Genomic DNA, 14472 nt, shown 5'->3' on the forward strand with positions numbered 1-14472 from the left:
ATCAGTTCCCGGTGAGGATTCGCGGGCCCTCGGCGGTGATGGCGATGGTGTGCCCGGTGTGGGCGGCGCGGCTGCCGTCGGCGGTGCGCACCACCGGGCCGTCGCTTCGGGTGCTGTCGGTGCCGCCGGCCGACAGCACCGGCTCGATGCTCAGCACCAGTCCCGGGCGCAGCGGGACGCCTTTGCCCGGGTGGCCGTCGTTGGGAACCGGTGGCGCTTCGCGCCGGTCGCGGCCCACGCCTGCGCCGCCGAGCCCGGCGGGAATGCCGTATCCGGCGCTGCGGCCGAGCACGCCGATGGCGCGGGACACATCACCGAGGCGTGCTCCCGGCTGGGCGGCGGCGATGCCGTCGGCCAGGGACTGCTCGGCGGCACGCACCAGCGCGGTGTCCTCGGGCCGGGCCTGGCCGACGCTGAAGGTGATCGCCGCGGCACCGAACCAGCCGTGCAGGCTCGCGGCGCAGTCGATGCTGATCAGGTCGCCGTCGGCCAGGCGGGTGCCATCGGGGATGCCGTGGGCGATGGCGTCGTTGACCGAGGTGCAGATCGCGCCCGCCGCGGTGCGGCAGGCCCTGGCTCCGGCGTCGGTGATGGTGGTGCGGGCGAGATCATCGAGTTCGCGCAGCGTGATCCCGGGCCGGGCGTGGGCGCGCACGGCGCGCAGGGTGCGGGCGACGATGCGCCCGGTTTCGGCCAGGGCGTCGATCTCGGTGGCGGTCTTCAGCTCGATCACGTGCTGCTCCAGCGGACTGGCCCAATAACTATACCGATATTAGTATCGCGGTCATGGTGCGTGAACCTCTCACCGAGCACGAGCTGCGCCGGGGCGAACTGCTGGGCCAGGCCCTGCGGGAGGCGCGCGGCCAGCGCAGCATGGTCGAGGTCGCCGCAGCTGCGGGCATCTCCACCGAGACGCTGCGCAAGATCGAGAAGGGCCGGATCCCGACCCCGGCGTTCTTCACCGTGGCGGCTCTGGCCGACGCGGTGGGCCTGTCGCTGGACGAACTGCGCCGCACCATCCTCACCGGCCAGACTCCCCCGCAACGACCACGCATCTCCGCCTGACCGGCCGCCCTTCCGCCGGGTTCGGTCAGGCGCGAGGCGATGGGGAGCCGACAGCGACCGACCCGAAGAGCACAGCGCGATTCCCGGGAGGGCGGAAACCGCGAGGAGCGCAGCTCTCGGGTGCCGGACTTTCGGTGGGGCCGAGGTCCCGGAGGTCTTCGATCGGCCGGATCCGTCGCGCGGTCCTCGTCCAATGCGCTCGATCACCTGGTGCGTTCCGGTCATGTCCGCGATGTGAACGGGTCGGTGACCGAGCTCGGCGGCGCGTTCGTCCGCCGCGGGCTCGAGCGCGTCGCCGAGCTGGTGATCGCCCGGCGGCTCGGTCCGCGCATCACGGCGGCCTCCCCGCTGGCGCGGGCGGGAGATGCACTGGTACTCGTGGAGTCCCGCCACGCGCCGGGCGAGCTCGTCATCGACATGCGGTTGTGAGCACGGCGGAGCCGGTTGGCGCTCAGGCGGCCGGTGTTTCCGGCTCGGTCGTGCGGTGGGGCCCGGTGAAGAACTCCGTCAGCCGGGCGATCAGGAATTCCGGTTGTTCTTCGGGGATGTAGTGCCCGCTGCCGGGCACGGCGACGACGCGCACATCGGTGCCCTTGTCGGCCATCTGCTCGCGCAGCGCCGGGTAGCTGTCCTCGCCCGCGAGGGTCAGGATCGGTGTGGTCACCGGCGGGTAGGTGGCCAGGTCCGCGACGTCCTGGCGCATGCTCTGGTACCAGCCGTTGCCCGCGCGGATGGCCTGCGGTGAGTCATAGGCGTGGGCGTAGATGCGGCGGGCCTGCTCGTCGACCGATGCCTGGTCGCGGAGCATGTGGCCGTAGAGCCAGTCGATCAGCAGCCGGAACCGCCCGTCGAGCAGTCGTTCCGGGAGTTCGCGCAGCTGGTTGAGGGCGAACCACCACGGATATCCGCCGCGGCCTTCGGCGAGCGCGGCGGCTTGCTCGTCGCTGGCCGGCAGCATCGGGATGGCCAGCCACGAGGCGTCCGGTACGCCCAGGTCCAGGGTGACCAGTCGGCGCACGGCGTGCGGGAAGCCGGCGGTCAGGTGGTAGGCCACCGCGGCGCCGATGTCGTGCCCGGCCACGAAGGCCGACCGGTGGCCGAGGTGGTCGATCAGCGCGTGGATGTCGGCGGCCATGGTCTTCTTGTCGTAGCCGGTCTCGGGTTTGGCCGATCCGCCCATGCCGCGCAGGTCGACGGCGATGACGTGGAAGCGGCGGGCGAGCTCGGGCATGATCTTGCGGAACTGCCACCAGGTCTGCGGCCATCCGCCGAGCAGGACCAGCGGGTCGCCGGTGCCTCCGCTGACGTGGTGCAGGCGGGTTCCGTTGACCTGGGTGTGGTCGCTGGTGAAGTCGCCGTCGAGCGTGGCGGCCAGTTCGGCGTCGGTGGGAACAGCGGAAACCATGATCACATGTCCTTTAGTTGAATGATCGGTCCAGAAAATGGGCATGGGCGTCCCCGGGAGGAGCGGGGTGGATCAGTCGAGCAGTGCCAGGGCCTGCTCGACGGTGTCGTCGATCAGGCGCTGGCGCAGCGCGGTCTTGCCGACCACTCGGATGCCTTGCAGCACCGTCACCAGGAAGCGCGCCAGCGCCGCCGGGTCGCGGTCGGCGGGCAGCTCCCCTTCGCTCCTCGCCCGCATCAGCGCGGTCGTGAGAGCGGTTTCCACGACTTCCAGTTCCGATGCCACCAGGCGCGCGGCATCGGCGTCACCGGGCAGCTCGACCGCGGTGTTGGTCACCAGGCACCCTTTGCGGTGCTCGTCGGCCACCGCTGTGTGCGCGTACCAGCGCACCAGGGCGCGCACCGCCTCGAGCGAGGAGCCCGGTGCGGCCAGCTGGTCGAGCAGTCCCGCGCGGGCGTCCTCGGCGTAGCGCTCGACCGCGGCCAGGAACAGGTCGCGCTTGCCGCCGAACGCTCCGTAGATGCTGCCGCGCCCCAGGCCCAGGTGCTCGACCAGGTCCTGCATGGAGGTCGCTTCGTAGCCCTGGCGCCAGAACAGCTCCATCGCCGCGCGCAGTGCCGCGTCGGGGTCGAACTCCTTCACCCTGCCCATGCCGCAACCCTACGCATACTGGACCGTTCATTCAAGAACGGGTGTCTGGGCGGTGTTGTTCCTCTGCGGCGTCGAGCGCGGGCGCGAGGACTTCGAGTGCGGTGCGGAGCAGGTCCGGGAGCGAACCGGTGGGGATGACGAGGCCGCCGGCGGTGGGCGCGGGCTGCAGCCACCGCCTCATGGTGGTGCGGATCGCGGCGGTGACGGCCGCCGCGAGCACGCCGGCGGTGGCCGGGCCGGTGTCGCCGAGGCGGTGGGCGATGGCGGCGGCGAGGGGGTCTTCGATGGCGGTGGCGGCGTGCAGGAACGCCTCGCGGAGCGCGGGGCTCGTGGTGATCATGGCCATGGCGTCGTGGCCGGTGCCGGTGCCGGTGTACTGCTCCACGATCGAGTCGGTGATGGCTTCGGCGAGGCCGACCTCCTCGGGCCGGGCGGCCACCGCGGCGGCCACTCGCGTGTGCCGTTCGGCGGTGATGGCGGCGACGATGGCCTGTTCGCGGCTGGAGAAGTAGTTGTTGTAGGTCCTGGGTGAGACTCCGGCGGCTTCGGCGATGTCGTCGACGCGGACGTTGTCGGGTCCGCGCTCCAGCGCCAGCCGCAGTGCCGCTTCGCGCAGTGCTTTCTCGGTGGCCTGCTTCTTCTGCTCGCGCAGTCCTGTCCGCCGTGTGGTCACCGGCCCACCCTCCCACCTTTCCTGCGTGCACGCAAACTTGCGCGCACGCAAGTTTTGCGTCTAGGTTCGGCCCCGCGGACGCGCGCTGGGCCCGCCCGCGGGGAAGGTGAGGAGAACGCTGGTGACCACCGATGTCGTCATCGTCGGCGGCGGCCCGAACGGGCTGATGCTGGCCTGCGAGCTGAGCCTGGCCGGAATCCGGCCCGTCGTGCTGGAACGCCTGCCCGAACCCGACGGCGAACCCAAGGCCAACGGGCTGCTCGGCCAGGTCGTGCGACTGCTCGACCACCGGGGACTGCACGAGCGGCTCAGCGGCGACACCCGGCCGCCGCAGCCGAACTCCGCCTACTTCACCTTCGGCGGGCTGGGACTGGACCTGAGCCTGCTGGAGAACAGCCCGGTCCACACCGCGGCGGTCCCCCAGCGGCGGATCGTGCAGGTCCTGGCCGAACGCGCGGCGCAGCTCGGGGTGCAGGTGCGCCGCGGGCACGAACTCATCGGCTTCTCCCAGGACCAGGACGCGGTCACCGCCGAGGTCACCGGCCCGCAGGGCACCTACCGGCTGCGGGCCCGCTACCTCGTCGGCGCCGACGGTGCGCACAGCCGCACCCGCAAGCTCGCCGGGATCGCCTTCCCCGGCCTCACCTACGACCGCATGACGGTGCGCTCGGCGCACGCCGAGGTCCCACCGGAGTGGATCGACCCGGCGACCGGCGCGCTGGAGGTCCCCGGCTTCGGCGCGGTGGCGCCGTTCCTGCCGCACCGCACCGCAACCGGCGGGTTCTCCTACGCACCACTGCCCGGCCAGCCGCCGCTGATCAGCACCACGGAGTGGGACCAGCCCGCCACCGACGCCCCGATGAGCCTGGGCGAGCTGCGGGCCAGCATCGGCCGCGTGCTGGGCACCGACGTGCCGCTGAGCCCACCCGGCGGCACGGGCCCGCACGTGCTGCGGCGGCTCAGCGGCGGCAACACCCGGGTGGCCGAGCGGTTCGCCGCCGGGCGGGTGCTGCTGATCGGCGACGCCGCGCACGTCTACTCCGCCACCGGCGGCGGCCCCGGCCTCAACCTCGGCCTGCAGGACGCGGCCAACCTGGGCTGGAAGCTGGCCGCCGAGATCCGCGGCAGCGCACCGCCCGGCCTGCTGGCCAGCTACCAGACCGAGCGGCGGGCCGCCGCCGAGCGCATGGTGCTCAACGCGCAGGCGCAAGCGGCCCTGATCGCTCCCGGCAGCGACGTCACCGGTCTGCGCGCGGTGGTGACCGAACTGCTCGGCGACCGCGACACCGTGCGCCGCCTGGCCGAGCTGACCACCGGCGCCGACATCGCCTACGACATGGGCGATCCCGCCGCGCACCCGCTGACCGGCCGGTTCGCACCGGAGCTGGTGCTGGACACCCAGGCCGGGCCCGCCCGGCTGGCGGAGCTGACTCAGACAGCGCGGCCGCTGCTGCTGGACCTGACCGGTGATGGCTCGCTGGCCGGGATCACCGCCGAGTGGCGCGATCACCTCGACGTCGTCACCGCCCGCCCCCAGCCGGGAGCGCCCGCCGCGCTGCTGCTGCGCCCGGACTGCTACGTCGCCTGGGCCGCAGATCACGTGGACAGCCAGGCCGTGCAGGCGCTGCGCGCGGCGTTGCGGCGCTGGCTGCCCACCGCCGCCTAGAAGACCCGGACGGCCTTGACCTCCAGCGCGGTGGAGGTTTCACGCTGCGCGGATGGAGACTGACGTGCAGCGCGAACCGGACTTCGACGTGGACGGTTTCCTCGCGCGGCCGCTGACCGCGCGGGTGGCCACCAGCGGCCCGACCGTGCGGCCGACGTGGTTCCTCTGGGAGCAGCAGGCGTTCTGGATCCTCACCGGCCCCTGGGCGAAACTGCCGGGCCGGGTGCGGGCGGATCCCGCGCTCGCCCTGGTCGTCGACGAGTGCGATCTCGCCACGGGCGTGGTCCGGCAGGCCATCGCCCGCGGCGAGGCCGAACTCGTACCCTTCGACGTGCCGCGCGGAAGGCGCAAGCTCTCCCGCTACCTCGGCTCCGACGAGTCGCGGTGGGATCCCAGGTTCCGCCACTACCTGCACGCCCCGGACAGCGGGGCGATCTGGCTGCGGCTGCGGCCGGTCTCGCTGACCGCCAGAGATCTCAGCTATTCGGTCCGGGCACCGACGGGCCTCACGCCGCCTTGAGCGCGGATGAAGATCCCATCCGCTGTGGACAATCCACAAAGGATGATCACGTTGCGTGCCCGGGTGTGCGTTGCCGGTGCGCGACAGGGGTTTCCGCAACGGCGAGGTGCAGATCACATTCGGGCGCCGGTGGTGTCGTGCGCACCGAAAACAGGGCGGCGAACAAGGGCGCGGTTTGCCGTCCGGACACGGATTCGTGACGAATTCGCTACGATTCGCCTCGCCGGTCGGGGAAAACACGGCACCAACGCGACAAGGAGTGCACTTCCGTTGCCTGCCCAGACCCCCGCCGCGCTGCGCCGCTGGTGGTGGCGCACCCCGGTGGCCGCCAGGCTGCTGCCCGCCGCCGCACTGCTGGCCGCCACCGCCACCACCGGCATCAACGCCCTGCCGAGCTCGGCGAACACCGAACCCGCCCAGCTCCCGCCCCGGGCGGCTGCTCCCCCACCACCGGCCCCGAGCCCCACAGCGATCTCCACCACCAGCACCCAGCCGGTCACGCCCACGACGACCACCCGCCGCGCCCCGGCAACGACCACAACCCCGACCAGCACCCGGCGCACCAGCCCACCGCCGAGTCCCCGCCCCGAACCCGCCGAGCGACCGGCGACGAGCCCCGCCCCGACCACCACCACCGATCCCGACGAGGACTGGGTACCGGTGGTCACCCAGAACGAACGCTGCTCCGAAGGAGGCGACATCGCCCACACCCCCAGCGGCGCGGCCGCCAGCTGCGAACGCGACGCCGACGGCGAGCTGAGGTGGACCACCCGATGGTGAACTCCGGAACCGACCACATCCCCACCAGCGCCCTGCACATCCTCGAAAACGGGCCCCACGCACCGCAATGCCCCCACGGCCACGGCCCGCTGAGCGTCGCACCCACCGGCGTCGCACCGAGCTGCCCCGCCTGCGGACACCGACACGACACCGAGACCACCATGCTGCGCACCCCGCTCAACCCCGGCACCGCCCGCTTCGACGCACCCCGGCGCACCGACCCCGCACCGGCCGAGGTCACCACGGAGATCGCCGCGATCACCGACGCACGCGAACCGCTGGCCAAGACCGCCCCGGAAACCACCCGCGACACCGACCAGTTCGACTTCCCCGACGAACCGCCACCACCACCGCGCGGGCAGCGACCCGACGGCACCATCCGCACCACCGGCTGGCTGCAACTGGGCCGCCACCCCATCAGCTCCGGACTGTGGGCCGCCCTGGCCGGTGCCGCCCCCGGACTCGCCCTCACCGACCTCGCACCATGGCTGCCCATCGCACTGCCCGCCCTGACCTGCACCGCCTGGTACGCCACCACCCGCTGGCTGCGCCCGGCCTCAACGGCGATCAACCGCGAACGCGTCCGCGCCGACGAACTGCTGCCCGGCGACCCCATCCGCATCTACGGACCGATCGGCCCCGTCGGCATCGTCGAACAGGTCACCACCGGCAACGACGACCGAGTCCTGGTGCGCTTCACCGGCGGCACCCAGCGCCTCCTGCCCGCCGGCGCGCCCTGCCACGTCGTGCACCTGCGGACCTGAACCTCACGCCCCGCCCGTCGACCCGCCCACCACCGCATCCGAAGCCTCCGAGGACTTCGGCGGCACCAGCGCCGAAACATCCCCACCGGTGTCGTTGACCTTCACCACGAACGGCCGCGTCCGGGTGTAGCGCACCACGCTCACCGAACACGGATCCACCACGATCCGCTGGAAGGCATCCAGGTGCATGCCCAGCGCATCGGCCAGCACCGCCTTGATCACATCGCCGTGCGTGCACGCCAGCCACACCTCGTCGTCGGCCAGCCGCCGGTCCCACGCCCGCACCGCGGCCACCGCCCGCGCCTGCACCTGCGCCAAGCCCTCACCGTCGGGGAACACCGCCGCCGATGGGTGCTGCTGCACCACCCGCCACAACGGCTCCTCGGTCAGCTCGCTGATCTTGCGGCCCGTCCACTGCCCGTAGTCCACCTCGACCAGATCCGGCTCCACCACCGGCGAGAGCTCCCGCTGCGCCACCAGGCCGGCCACGGTCTCCTGACACCGCTGCAACGGCGAGACCACCACCTCCCGCAACGGCACCCCCGCCAACCGGTCGACCAGACCCGCGGCCTGACCCGCCCCGGTCTCGTCCAAACCCACACCGGCCGACCGGCCCGCCAGAATCCCCGAACCGTTGGCCGCCGAACGCGCGTGCCGCAACAAGATGAGAGTCGCCACGCCCGCCGAGGGTAGTGGTCCCCCGAAAACGAGCGCGGCCCGCGCCCACCGGCACGGACCGCGCTCCCCGAATTCCGCATCATCTTCGCTGATGGCCGCAGCCGCGACGCCCAACGCGCCCGGGCCGCCGAAGGTGTCGCCCGCACCGCCGCGGCGAGCCGGGACCACTCAAGCTCACGGCTGCATGACGCCGAAGCCCAGCAGCGCGAACACCAGCAGACCCAACGCGATCCGGTACCACACGAACAGGTAGACGCTGTGGCGCTCCACGAACCGCAGCAGCCACGCGATCACCGCATAACCGACCACACCGGCCACCACCGTGGCCACCACCATCTGCGCCACCGACGGCTGCAAGCCCTGTCCACTGGGCTCGAACACGTGCGGGATCTCCGACAGCCCCGCCGCGAACACCGCCGGAATCGCCAGCAGGAACGAGAACCGCACCGCCGTCGGCCGGTCCAGACCCAGCGTCAGACCCGCCGTGATCGTCCCACCCGAGCGCGACACACCCGGGATCAGCGCCAGCGACTGCGCGAAACCCATCACCACACCATCGCGCAACTGCAACCGCTCCTGATTGCGGCGCTGCTGCCCGAACCGCTCCGCCAGACCCATCAGCACACCGAACACGATCAGCATCGCACCGGTCACCCACAGGCTCCGGAACGTCGAGCGGATGTAGTCCTGGAACAACAACCCCAGCACCCCGATCGGGATGCTGCCCACGATCACGTACCACGCCAACCGGTAGTCCTGCGTCCGCCGCACCTCGGCGTTGAACAACCCGCGGAACCACACCGCCACCAACCGCACGATGTCCTTGGCGAAGTAGATCACCACCGCCAACTCGGTACCGATCTGCGTCACCGCGGTGAACGACGCACCCGCGTCGGCACCGAAGAACAACTCCGAGACGATCCGCAAATGCCCGGACGACGAGATCGGCAGGAACTCGGTCAGCCCCTGGACCACGGCCAGCACCATGGCCTGCAACCACGACAACGAAACCCACTCCAGCACAAGTCGGGATGAAACCGGCACACACCCCGGCGATGGGGCAGCCGGAAGACCGACCCAAATCTTGCAGCATCCCCCACACCACCCGACCCCCGCCCTACCCACACCCCATCACCCGGGCCAGCGACCAGCCGATCACCCACCGCAACAACACGCCCTGTGATCCACCACACCACCCACCAGACCCGCCGCCCCAACCTCACCAACACCCGCCCCCGCACCGAATACCCTCCCCACCGTGGAACACCGACAACTCGGCCGCAGCGGCCTCCGCGTCTCCCGACTCGCCCTCGGCACCATGACCTGGGGACTCGACACCGACGCCGACCAAGCCGCCGAACAACTGTCGGCCTTCCACGACGCAGGCGGCACCCTCGTCGACACCGCCGACGTCTACCAGGACGGCCACGCCGAAACCATCCTCGGCCAACTCCTCACCCACCACATCCCCCGCGACGAAATCGTCCTGGCCACCACCGCCGCCGCCCGCCGCAAACCCGGCCCCTTCGGCGGCGGCGCCTCCCGCGGCTCCCTGCTGGCCGCCCTCGACGACTCACTGCGCCGCCTGAACACCGACCACATCGACCTCTGGCAACTCCACGCTTGGGACCCCGCCGTCCCCCTCGACGAAACCCTCGCCGCCCTCGACACCGCCGTCACCACCGGCCGCGTCCGCTACGCCGGCACCGCCAACTACGCAGGCTGGCAACTGGCCACCGCCGCCACCCACCAACGCGCCCACCCCACCCGCACCCCACTCATCTCCACCCAGCACGAATACTCCCTGCTCGACCGCAGCACCGAACGCGAAGTCATCCCCGCCGCCACCCACCACGGCATCGGCCTGCTCGCCTGGGCCCCACTCGGCCGCGGCGTCCTCACCGGCAAATACCGCAACTCCACCCCCGCCGACTCCCGCGGCGCAGGACCCCTGGCCAGCTACGTCGAACACCACCGCACCGAACGCGCCACCCGCATCGTGCACGCCGTGCTCACCGCCGCCGAAGGACTCGGCACCCCACCCGCCCACGTCGCACTCGCCTGGGTCCGCGACCGCCCCGGCGTCACCGCCCCCGTCCTCGGCGCCCGCACCACCAGTCAGCTCAAAACCGCACTCGCCACCGAAGACCTCACCCTGCCGCCCGCCATCCGCGCCGCACTCGACGACATCAGCGCACCCCAGGACATCCCACCCCAACCCTGACCGCACGACAGGCCATCAGGGATGCTGGAAGCAACGAACACCCGCCACCCGCGGGCCAGCACCACCAAGGAGGGCCTCGTTGCGCCGTCTGGTCATCACGTGCCTGATCGCCACCCTGCTCACCGGCTGCGCGACCGACAAACCCAGCGACCCCCTCCAGGTCACCGACACCCTCACCGCCGCCACACCAGCCACCTCACCCCCGACCACCACCCCACCAGCGGGCACCACCCACCCCGCACCCCCCGTCCAGCACACCAGCTACGACCCCACCACCCACACCCTCGTGCTGGCCAGCGGCCCCACCCTCACCCTCACCAACACGACCACCGGCGCCCAGCAGACCACCACCCTGCCCAGCGCCCCGGCCGCGCTCACCACCCAGAACGGCCACCTCCTGGCAGCCCTGCCCGACAGCGACCAGCTCGCCCGCGTCGACCTGCGCACCGCCGAAGTCCGCACCACCACCGTGCCCGGCGGCCCCGTCCACGCCATCGACCTCGACACCGAGCGCACCGCCGTCGCACTGCGCAACCCCGCCACCGTCACCATCCTCCGCAACGGCACCCCCACCGCCACCGCCGACAATCTCCAAGGCCCCGCCCAGGTCCTCGCCGCCGGCCAGGACATCTACGTCCTCGACCGCCTCACCACCGCCATCACCCCCATCAACACCACCACCGGTGCCAAAGGCGCAGGCCTGCGCGCCGGTGACGGCGCCACCAACGCCGTCACCGACCGCTACCAGCGCATCCTCACCATCGACACCCGCGGCCAGGAACTCCTCGCCTTCAGCACCGACCCCCTGGTCATGAAGCAGCGCTACCCCGTCCCCGGCGCCCCCTACGGCCTCGCCTACGACCCCACCCGCGACCTAGCCTGGGTCACACTGACCGCGACCAACGAAATCGTCGGCTACGACATCGCCGGCGGCGAACCCACCGAACGCCACCGGCTGCCCACCATCACCCAACCCAACAGCGTCGCAGTCGACCCCCAGACCGGAACGCTCTACATCGCCTCCGCCAACGGCGCCGGATACCAGGTGGTGACACCATGACCCCAGCCCCGGAAGGGACCGACCCCGACTGGGAATACCGACCGCTGCGCCTGCCACCCGGCGTCACCCGCCTCAGCGCAGCCACCCAACTCAGCATCCACGCCGAGTTCTCCGGCTGGGAACTCTCCCGCGTCCTGCTCTACGCCGACGGAACCCGCAAGATCTGGCTCCGCCGCAAGCGCAGCACCCCGGGAATCCCCGAACTCCTCACCTGAGAACGCTCACGGCACCCGCATCAACCACTCACGAGTCGCGAACTTCGACTCCACCAACTCCCGCGCCCGCGCGCGCTCGGCATCGGTCACCGGCCCCGCCACCAACCCGAACCGAGCCCGGAACCCGGCGATCAACCGCTCGATCACCACCTCGCGCGCCAACCCCGTCTGCCGCGCCAGCGGATCCACCCGCTTCTTCGCGCTCGCGACCCCCTTGTCGGACAACTTCTCCTTGCCGACCCGCAACACCTCACCCATCTTGTCCGCATCGATGCTGTAGGACATCGTCACGTGGTGCAGCACCGCACCCGAAGCCAGCCGCTTCTGCGCCGCACCACCGATCTTGCCCGCATCCGAGGCGATGTCGTTCAACGGCTGGTACCACACGTTCAACCCCAGCTCCCGCAGCACACCCAGCACCCAGTCGTCCAAGAACGCGTAAGACTCCGCGAAACTCATCCCCGCCACCAACGACACCGGCGCGTACACCGAGTACGTCACCGTGTTGCCCGGCTCCACGAACATCGCCCCACCACCGGTGATCCGCCGCACCACCTCGATCCCGTGCCGCCGCGCACCCTCCATGTCCACCTCGTTGCGCACGGACTGGAAACTGCCGATGATCACCGACGGCGCCGCCCACTCCCAGAACCGCAACGTCGGCGCACGACGACCCGCACCCACCTCCTCGGCCAGCACCTGGTCCAACGCCATGTGCATCAACGGCGTCTGCGGCCCGTCGTGCACCAGCAACCACTCGTGATCCGACCACCCCGACGCCTTCGACACCGCCCGCCGCACCGCCACCGCGACCGCCGCAGCGTCGAAACCCACCAACCGCGCCCCCTCCGGAAGTCCACTGTGGATCCGCGCGGCCAGCTCCTCCCCGTCCGCATCCGCCGGCGCACCCGTCAGCGCACCATTGATCGCCTCCAACGCCTCATCCGGCTCCAAGAAGAAATCACCGCTCACCCGCACCCCGGACAACCGGCCGTCCACCACGTCCAGATCGACCACGACCAGCTTCCCACCGGGAACCTTGTACTCACCGTGCACCGCACACCCCGCAACATCGACAACTACCACCGACAACATCGCACAACACCGGATATTCCACCGCACCCGGAGGCCACCGCATGACCCGAACCGAACTCCTGCTCACCGGGGCCCAGCTCGCCGACGGCACCGCGACCCCGCTGCGCCCAGCCGAAGTCCTCCTCCGCGACGACCGCATCGCCGCCGTCGAGAACCCCGGCACCCTCCCACCCGACATCCCCCGCCGCGACCTCACCGGCCTCGTCCTCGCCCCCGGCTTCATCGACGTCCACTCCCACGCCGACAACGCACCCCTGCTCCCCGCCCACGACACCACCAAGATCCACCAGGGCATCACCACCGAGATCGTCGGCAACTGCGGATTCAGCCTCGCCCCGCGCAGCCACGACCACCACGACACCCTCAGCACCTTCCTGCAACGTCTCTTCCCGCCCCTGGAGATCACCTGGACCGGCTTCCACGACCTGTTCGCCGCCACCGACGCCGCCGGCTACGTCACCAACTACTGCCCGCTGGTCGGCCACGGCACCCTCCGCATCGCCGCCACCGGCATGACCGACGCGGCACCCGACGACCACGCCCGCCGCACCATGCGCAACGCCCTCGACGAAGGCATGACCGCAGGCGCCTTCGGCCTCTCCAGCGGCCTGATCTACCCACCCGCCGTCTTCGCCACCACCGACGAGCTCACCGATCTGGCCACCGTCCTCGGCGGCACCGGCCACTACGTCACGCACATGCGCAACGAGGGCGACGCACTGCTGGAATCCATCGGCGAAGCCCTGCGCATCGGCGCCGTCGCCGGCCGGACCCACATCTCCCACCTCAAGGTCACCGGCCCGCGCAACTGGGGCACCATGCGCTCCGCCCTCGACGAACTCAACCGCGCCCGCCACCGGGGCCAGCAGGTCCACCAGGACGTCTACCCCTACACCGCCTCCTCCACGATGCTCACCGCCGTGCTGCCCGCCCACTACCTCACCGGCAGCCCCGACGACATCCTCGCCCGCCTGACCAGGCCAGGAGGCCGCGACGAGCTCGCCACCGCGATCAACGCCACCACCCGCTGGGACCGCATCCTCATCGCCACCACCGCCAGCCACCGCCACGAAGGCCGCACCCTCGCCGAGATCGCCGAGGCCACCGGCGCCGAACCCGTCGACGCGCTCATCGAGGTCCTGGTCGCCGAACGCCTGCGCGCCGCGATGATCCACTTCAGCATGCACGAGGACGACCTCGAACTCGCCATGGCCGACCCGCACACCGCGATCGGCTCCGACGGCCTGCCACCCGGCACCGGCGGCAAACCGCACCCCCGCCTCACCGGCACCTTCCCCCGCGTCCTCGGCCGCTACACCCGCGACCGCCAGGTGCTCACCCTGCCCGACGCCGTGCACCGGATGACCTGGCTGCCCGCGCAGATCTTCGGCATCCCCGACCGCGGCCTGATCGCCCCGGGCAAGATCGCCGACCTCGTCGCCTTCGACCCCCGGACCGTCGAAGACCGCGGTGACTACGCCGAACCGATGCAGCAGCCCGCCGGCATCACGTGGGTCTGCCAGCGCGGCCGCACGGTCGTTGAGGACGGCCGGTACCTCGGCCACCGCAACGGAATCCGCCTCACCCCGCGAGCCTGATCGCCGTCGAGGCGATCTTTGGCGGACAGGTTCGAGGTGAGTCCGCATCGAGCATTTATTTCGATCAACACTGAAGTC

Annotated in this window: 17 protein-coding genes; 10 read left to right on the plus strand and 7 right to left on the minus strand. The window is 71.3% G+C overall.

The window, feature by feature from the left end; genetic code table 11:
* Nucleotide 1: 1 nt before the first annotated feature.
* On the minus strand, nucleotides 2–733 hold the full coding sequence (gene map, locus C4T78_RS06485) for a type I methionyl aminopeptidase (RefSeq protein WP_093353533.1): 732 nt from the start codon (nucleotides 731–733) through the stop codon (nucleotides 2–4).
* 53 nt (nucleotides 734–786) lie between these two features.
* Between map and C4T78_RS06490 the strand changes: the two genes are divergently transcribed.
* Complete coding sequence (locus tag C4T78_RS06490; protein ID WP_093145950.1) at nucleotides 787–1065, plus strand: helix-turn-helix domain-containing protein; 279 nt, start codon at nucleotides 787–789, stop codon at nucleotides 1063–1065.
* A 210-nt stretch (nucleotides 1066–1275) separates the two neighbouring features.
* Complete coding sequence (locus tag C4T78_RS06495) at nucleotides 1276–1494, plus strand: hypothetical protein (protein WP_143185879.1); 219 nt, start codon at nucleotides 1276–1278, stop codon at nucleotides 1492–1494.
* A gap of 22 nt (nucleotides 1495–1516) precedes the next feature.
* On the opposite strand, the gene C4T78_RS06500 is transcribed toward C4T78_RS06495, so the two are convergent.
* From C4T78_RS06500 to C4T78_RS06510, 3 genes are all read right to left on the minus strand, one after another.
* On the minus strand, nucleotides 1517–2470 hold the full coding sequence (locus C4T78_RS06500) for an alpha/beta fold hydrolase (RefSeq protein ID WP_093353835.1): 954 nt from the start codon (nucleotides 2468–2470) through the stop codon (nucleotides 1517–1519).
* A gap of 72 nt (nucleotides 2471–2542) precedes the next feature.
* A complete protein-coding gene (locus C4T78_RS06505) occupies nucleotides 2543–3121 on the minus strand; it encodes a TetR/AcrR family transcriptional regulator (protein ID WP_093353536.1) in 579 nt (192 codons plus the stop codon).
* A 31-nt stretch (nucleotides 3122–3152) separates the two neighbouring features.
* Nucleotides 3153–3794, minus strand: a complete 642-nt coding sequence (locus C4T78_RS06510) for a TetR/AcrR family transcriptional regulator (protein WP_093353537.1) — start codon at nucleotides 3792–3794, stop codon at nucleotides 3153–3155.
* 121 nt (nucleotides 3795–3915) lie between these two features.
* Between C4T78_RS06510 and C4T78_RS06515 the strand changes: the two genes are divergently transcribed.
* The 4 genes from C4T78_RS06515 (at nucleotide 3916) to C4T78_RS06530 (ending at nucleotide 7524) form a co-directional block, all read left to right on the plus strand.
* Entirely contained in the window at nucleotides 3916–5460 is a 1545-nt protein-coding gene (locus C4T78_RS06515) for an FAD-dependent monooxygenase (protein WP_093353538.1), read from the plus strand.
* Between the two features lie 52 nt (nucleotides 5461–5512).
* Nucleotides 5513–5980, plus strand: a complete 468-nt coding sequence (locus tag C4T78_RS06520; protein WP_093353539.1) for a pyridoxamine 5'-phosphate oxidase family protein — start codon at nucleotides 5513–5515, stop codon at nucleotides 5978–5980.
* A gap of 270 nt (nucleotides 5981–6250) precedes the next feature.
* On the plus strand, nucleotides 6251–6760 hold the full coding sequence (locus C4T78_RS06525) for a hypothetical protein (protein WP_093353540.1): 510 nt from the start codon (nucleotides 6251–6253) through the stop codon (nucleotides 6758–6760).
* On the plus strand, nucleotides 6754–7524 hold the full coding sequence (locus C4T78_RS06530) for a hypothetical protein (protein ID WP_093353541.1): 771 nt from the start codon (nucleotides 6754–6756) through the stop codon (nucleotides 7522–7524). The genes C4T78_RS06525 and C4T78_RS06530 overlap by 7 nt, the downstream gene beginning before the upstream one ends.
* A gap of 3 nt (nucleotides 7525–7527) precedes the next feature.
* Here the strand turns inward: C4T78_RS06530 and C4T78_RS06535 are convergent, their stop codons facing one another.
* Nucleotides 7528–8202: a histidine phosphatase family protein gene (locus C4T78_RS06535; RefSeq protein WP_093353838.1), complete on the minus strand. Its 675-nt coding sequence runs from the start codon at nucleotides 8200–8202 to the stop codon at nucleotides 7528–7530.
* 174 nt (nucleotides 8203–8376) lie between these two features.
* Nucleotides 8377–9225, minus strand: coding sequence for an undecaprenyl-diphosphate phosphatase (locus tag C4T78_RS06540; RefSeq protein WP_258958326.1), 849 nt, complete (start codon nucleotides 9223–9225; stop codon nucleotides 8377–8379).
* 235 nt (nucleotides 9226–9460) lie between these two features.
* Between C4T78_RS06540 and C4T78_RS06545 the strand changes: the two genes are divergently transcribed.
* From C4T78_RS06545 to C4T78_RS06555, 3 genes are all read left to right on the plus strand, one after another.
* The gene (locus C4T78_RS06545; protein ID WP_093353543.1) at nucleotides 9461–10426 is read left to right on the plus strand and encodes an aldo/keto reductase; all 966 of its coding nucleotides are present in this window, start codon (nucleotides 9461–9463) and stop codon (nucleotides 10424–10426) included.
* Between the two features lie 79 nt (nucleotides 10427–10505).
* Nucleotides 10506–11486 carry a YncE family protein gene (locus C4T78_RS06550; RefSeq protein ID WP_093353544.1) on the plus strand — a complete coding sequence of 327 codons (981 nt, stop codon included), beginning with the start codon at nucleotides 10506–10508 and terminating at the stop codon, nucleotides 11484–11486.
* Nucleotides 11483–11701, plus strand: coding sequence for a DUF5703 family protein (locus C4T78_RS06555; protein ID WP_093353545.1), 219 nt, complete (start codon nucleotides 11483–11485; stop codon nucleotides 11699–11701). The genes C4T78_RS06550 and C4T78_RS06555 overlap by 4 nt, the downstream gene beginning before the upstream one ends.
* Before the next feature lie 6 nt (nucleotides 11702–11707).
* Here C4T78_RS06555 and lplAB read toward each other — a convergent pair whose 3' ends face one another.
* The gene (gene lplAB / locus C4T78_RS06560) at nucleotides 11708–12757 is read right to left on the minus strand and encodes a lipoate-protein ligase LplAB (RefSeq protein ID WP_093353546.1); all 1050 of its coding nucleotides are present in this window, start codon (nucleotides 12755–12757) and stop codon (nucleotides 11708–11710) included.
* Between the two features lie 80 nt (nucleotides 12758–12837).
* Between lplAB and C4T78_RS37270 the strand changes: the two genes are divergently transcribed.
* The gene (locus C4T78_RS37270) at nucleotides 12838–14394 is read left to right on the plus strand and encodes an N-acyl-D-amino-acid deacylase family protein (protein ID WP_093353549.1); all 1557 of its coding nucleotides are present in this window, start codon (nucleotides 12838–12840) and stop codon (nucleotides 14392–14394) included.
* Nucleotides 14395–14472: the final 78 nt, after the last annotated feature.

The organism is Saccharopolyspora kobensis (assembly GCF_900108315.1).
In the GTDB taxonomy this organism is placed as follows: domain Bacteria; phylum Actinomycetota; class Actinomycetes; order Mycobacteriales; family Pseudonocardiaceae; genus Saccharopolyspora; species Saccharopolyspora kobensis.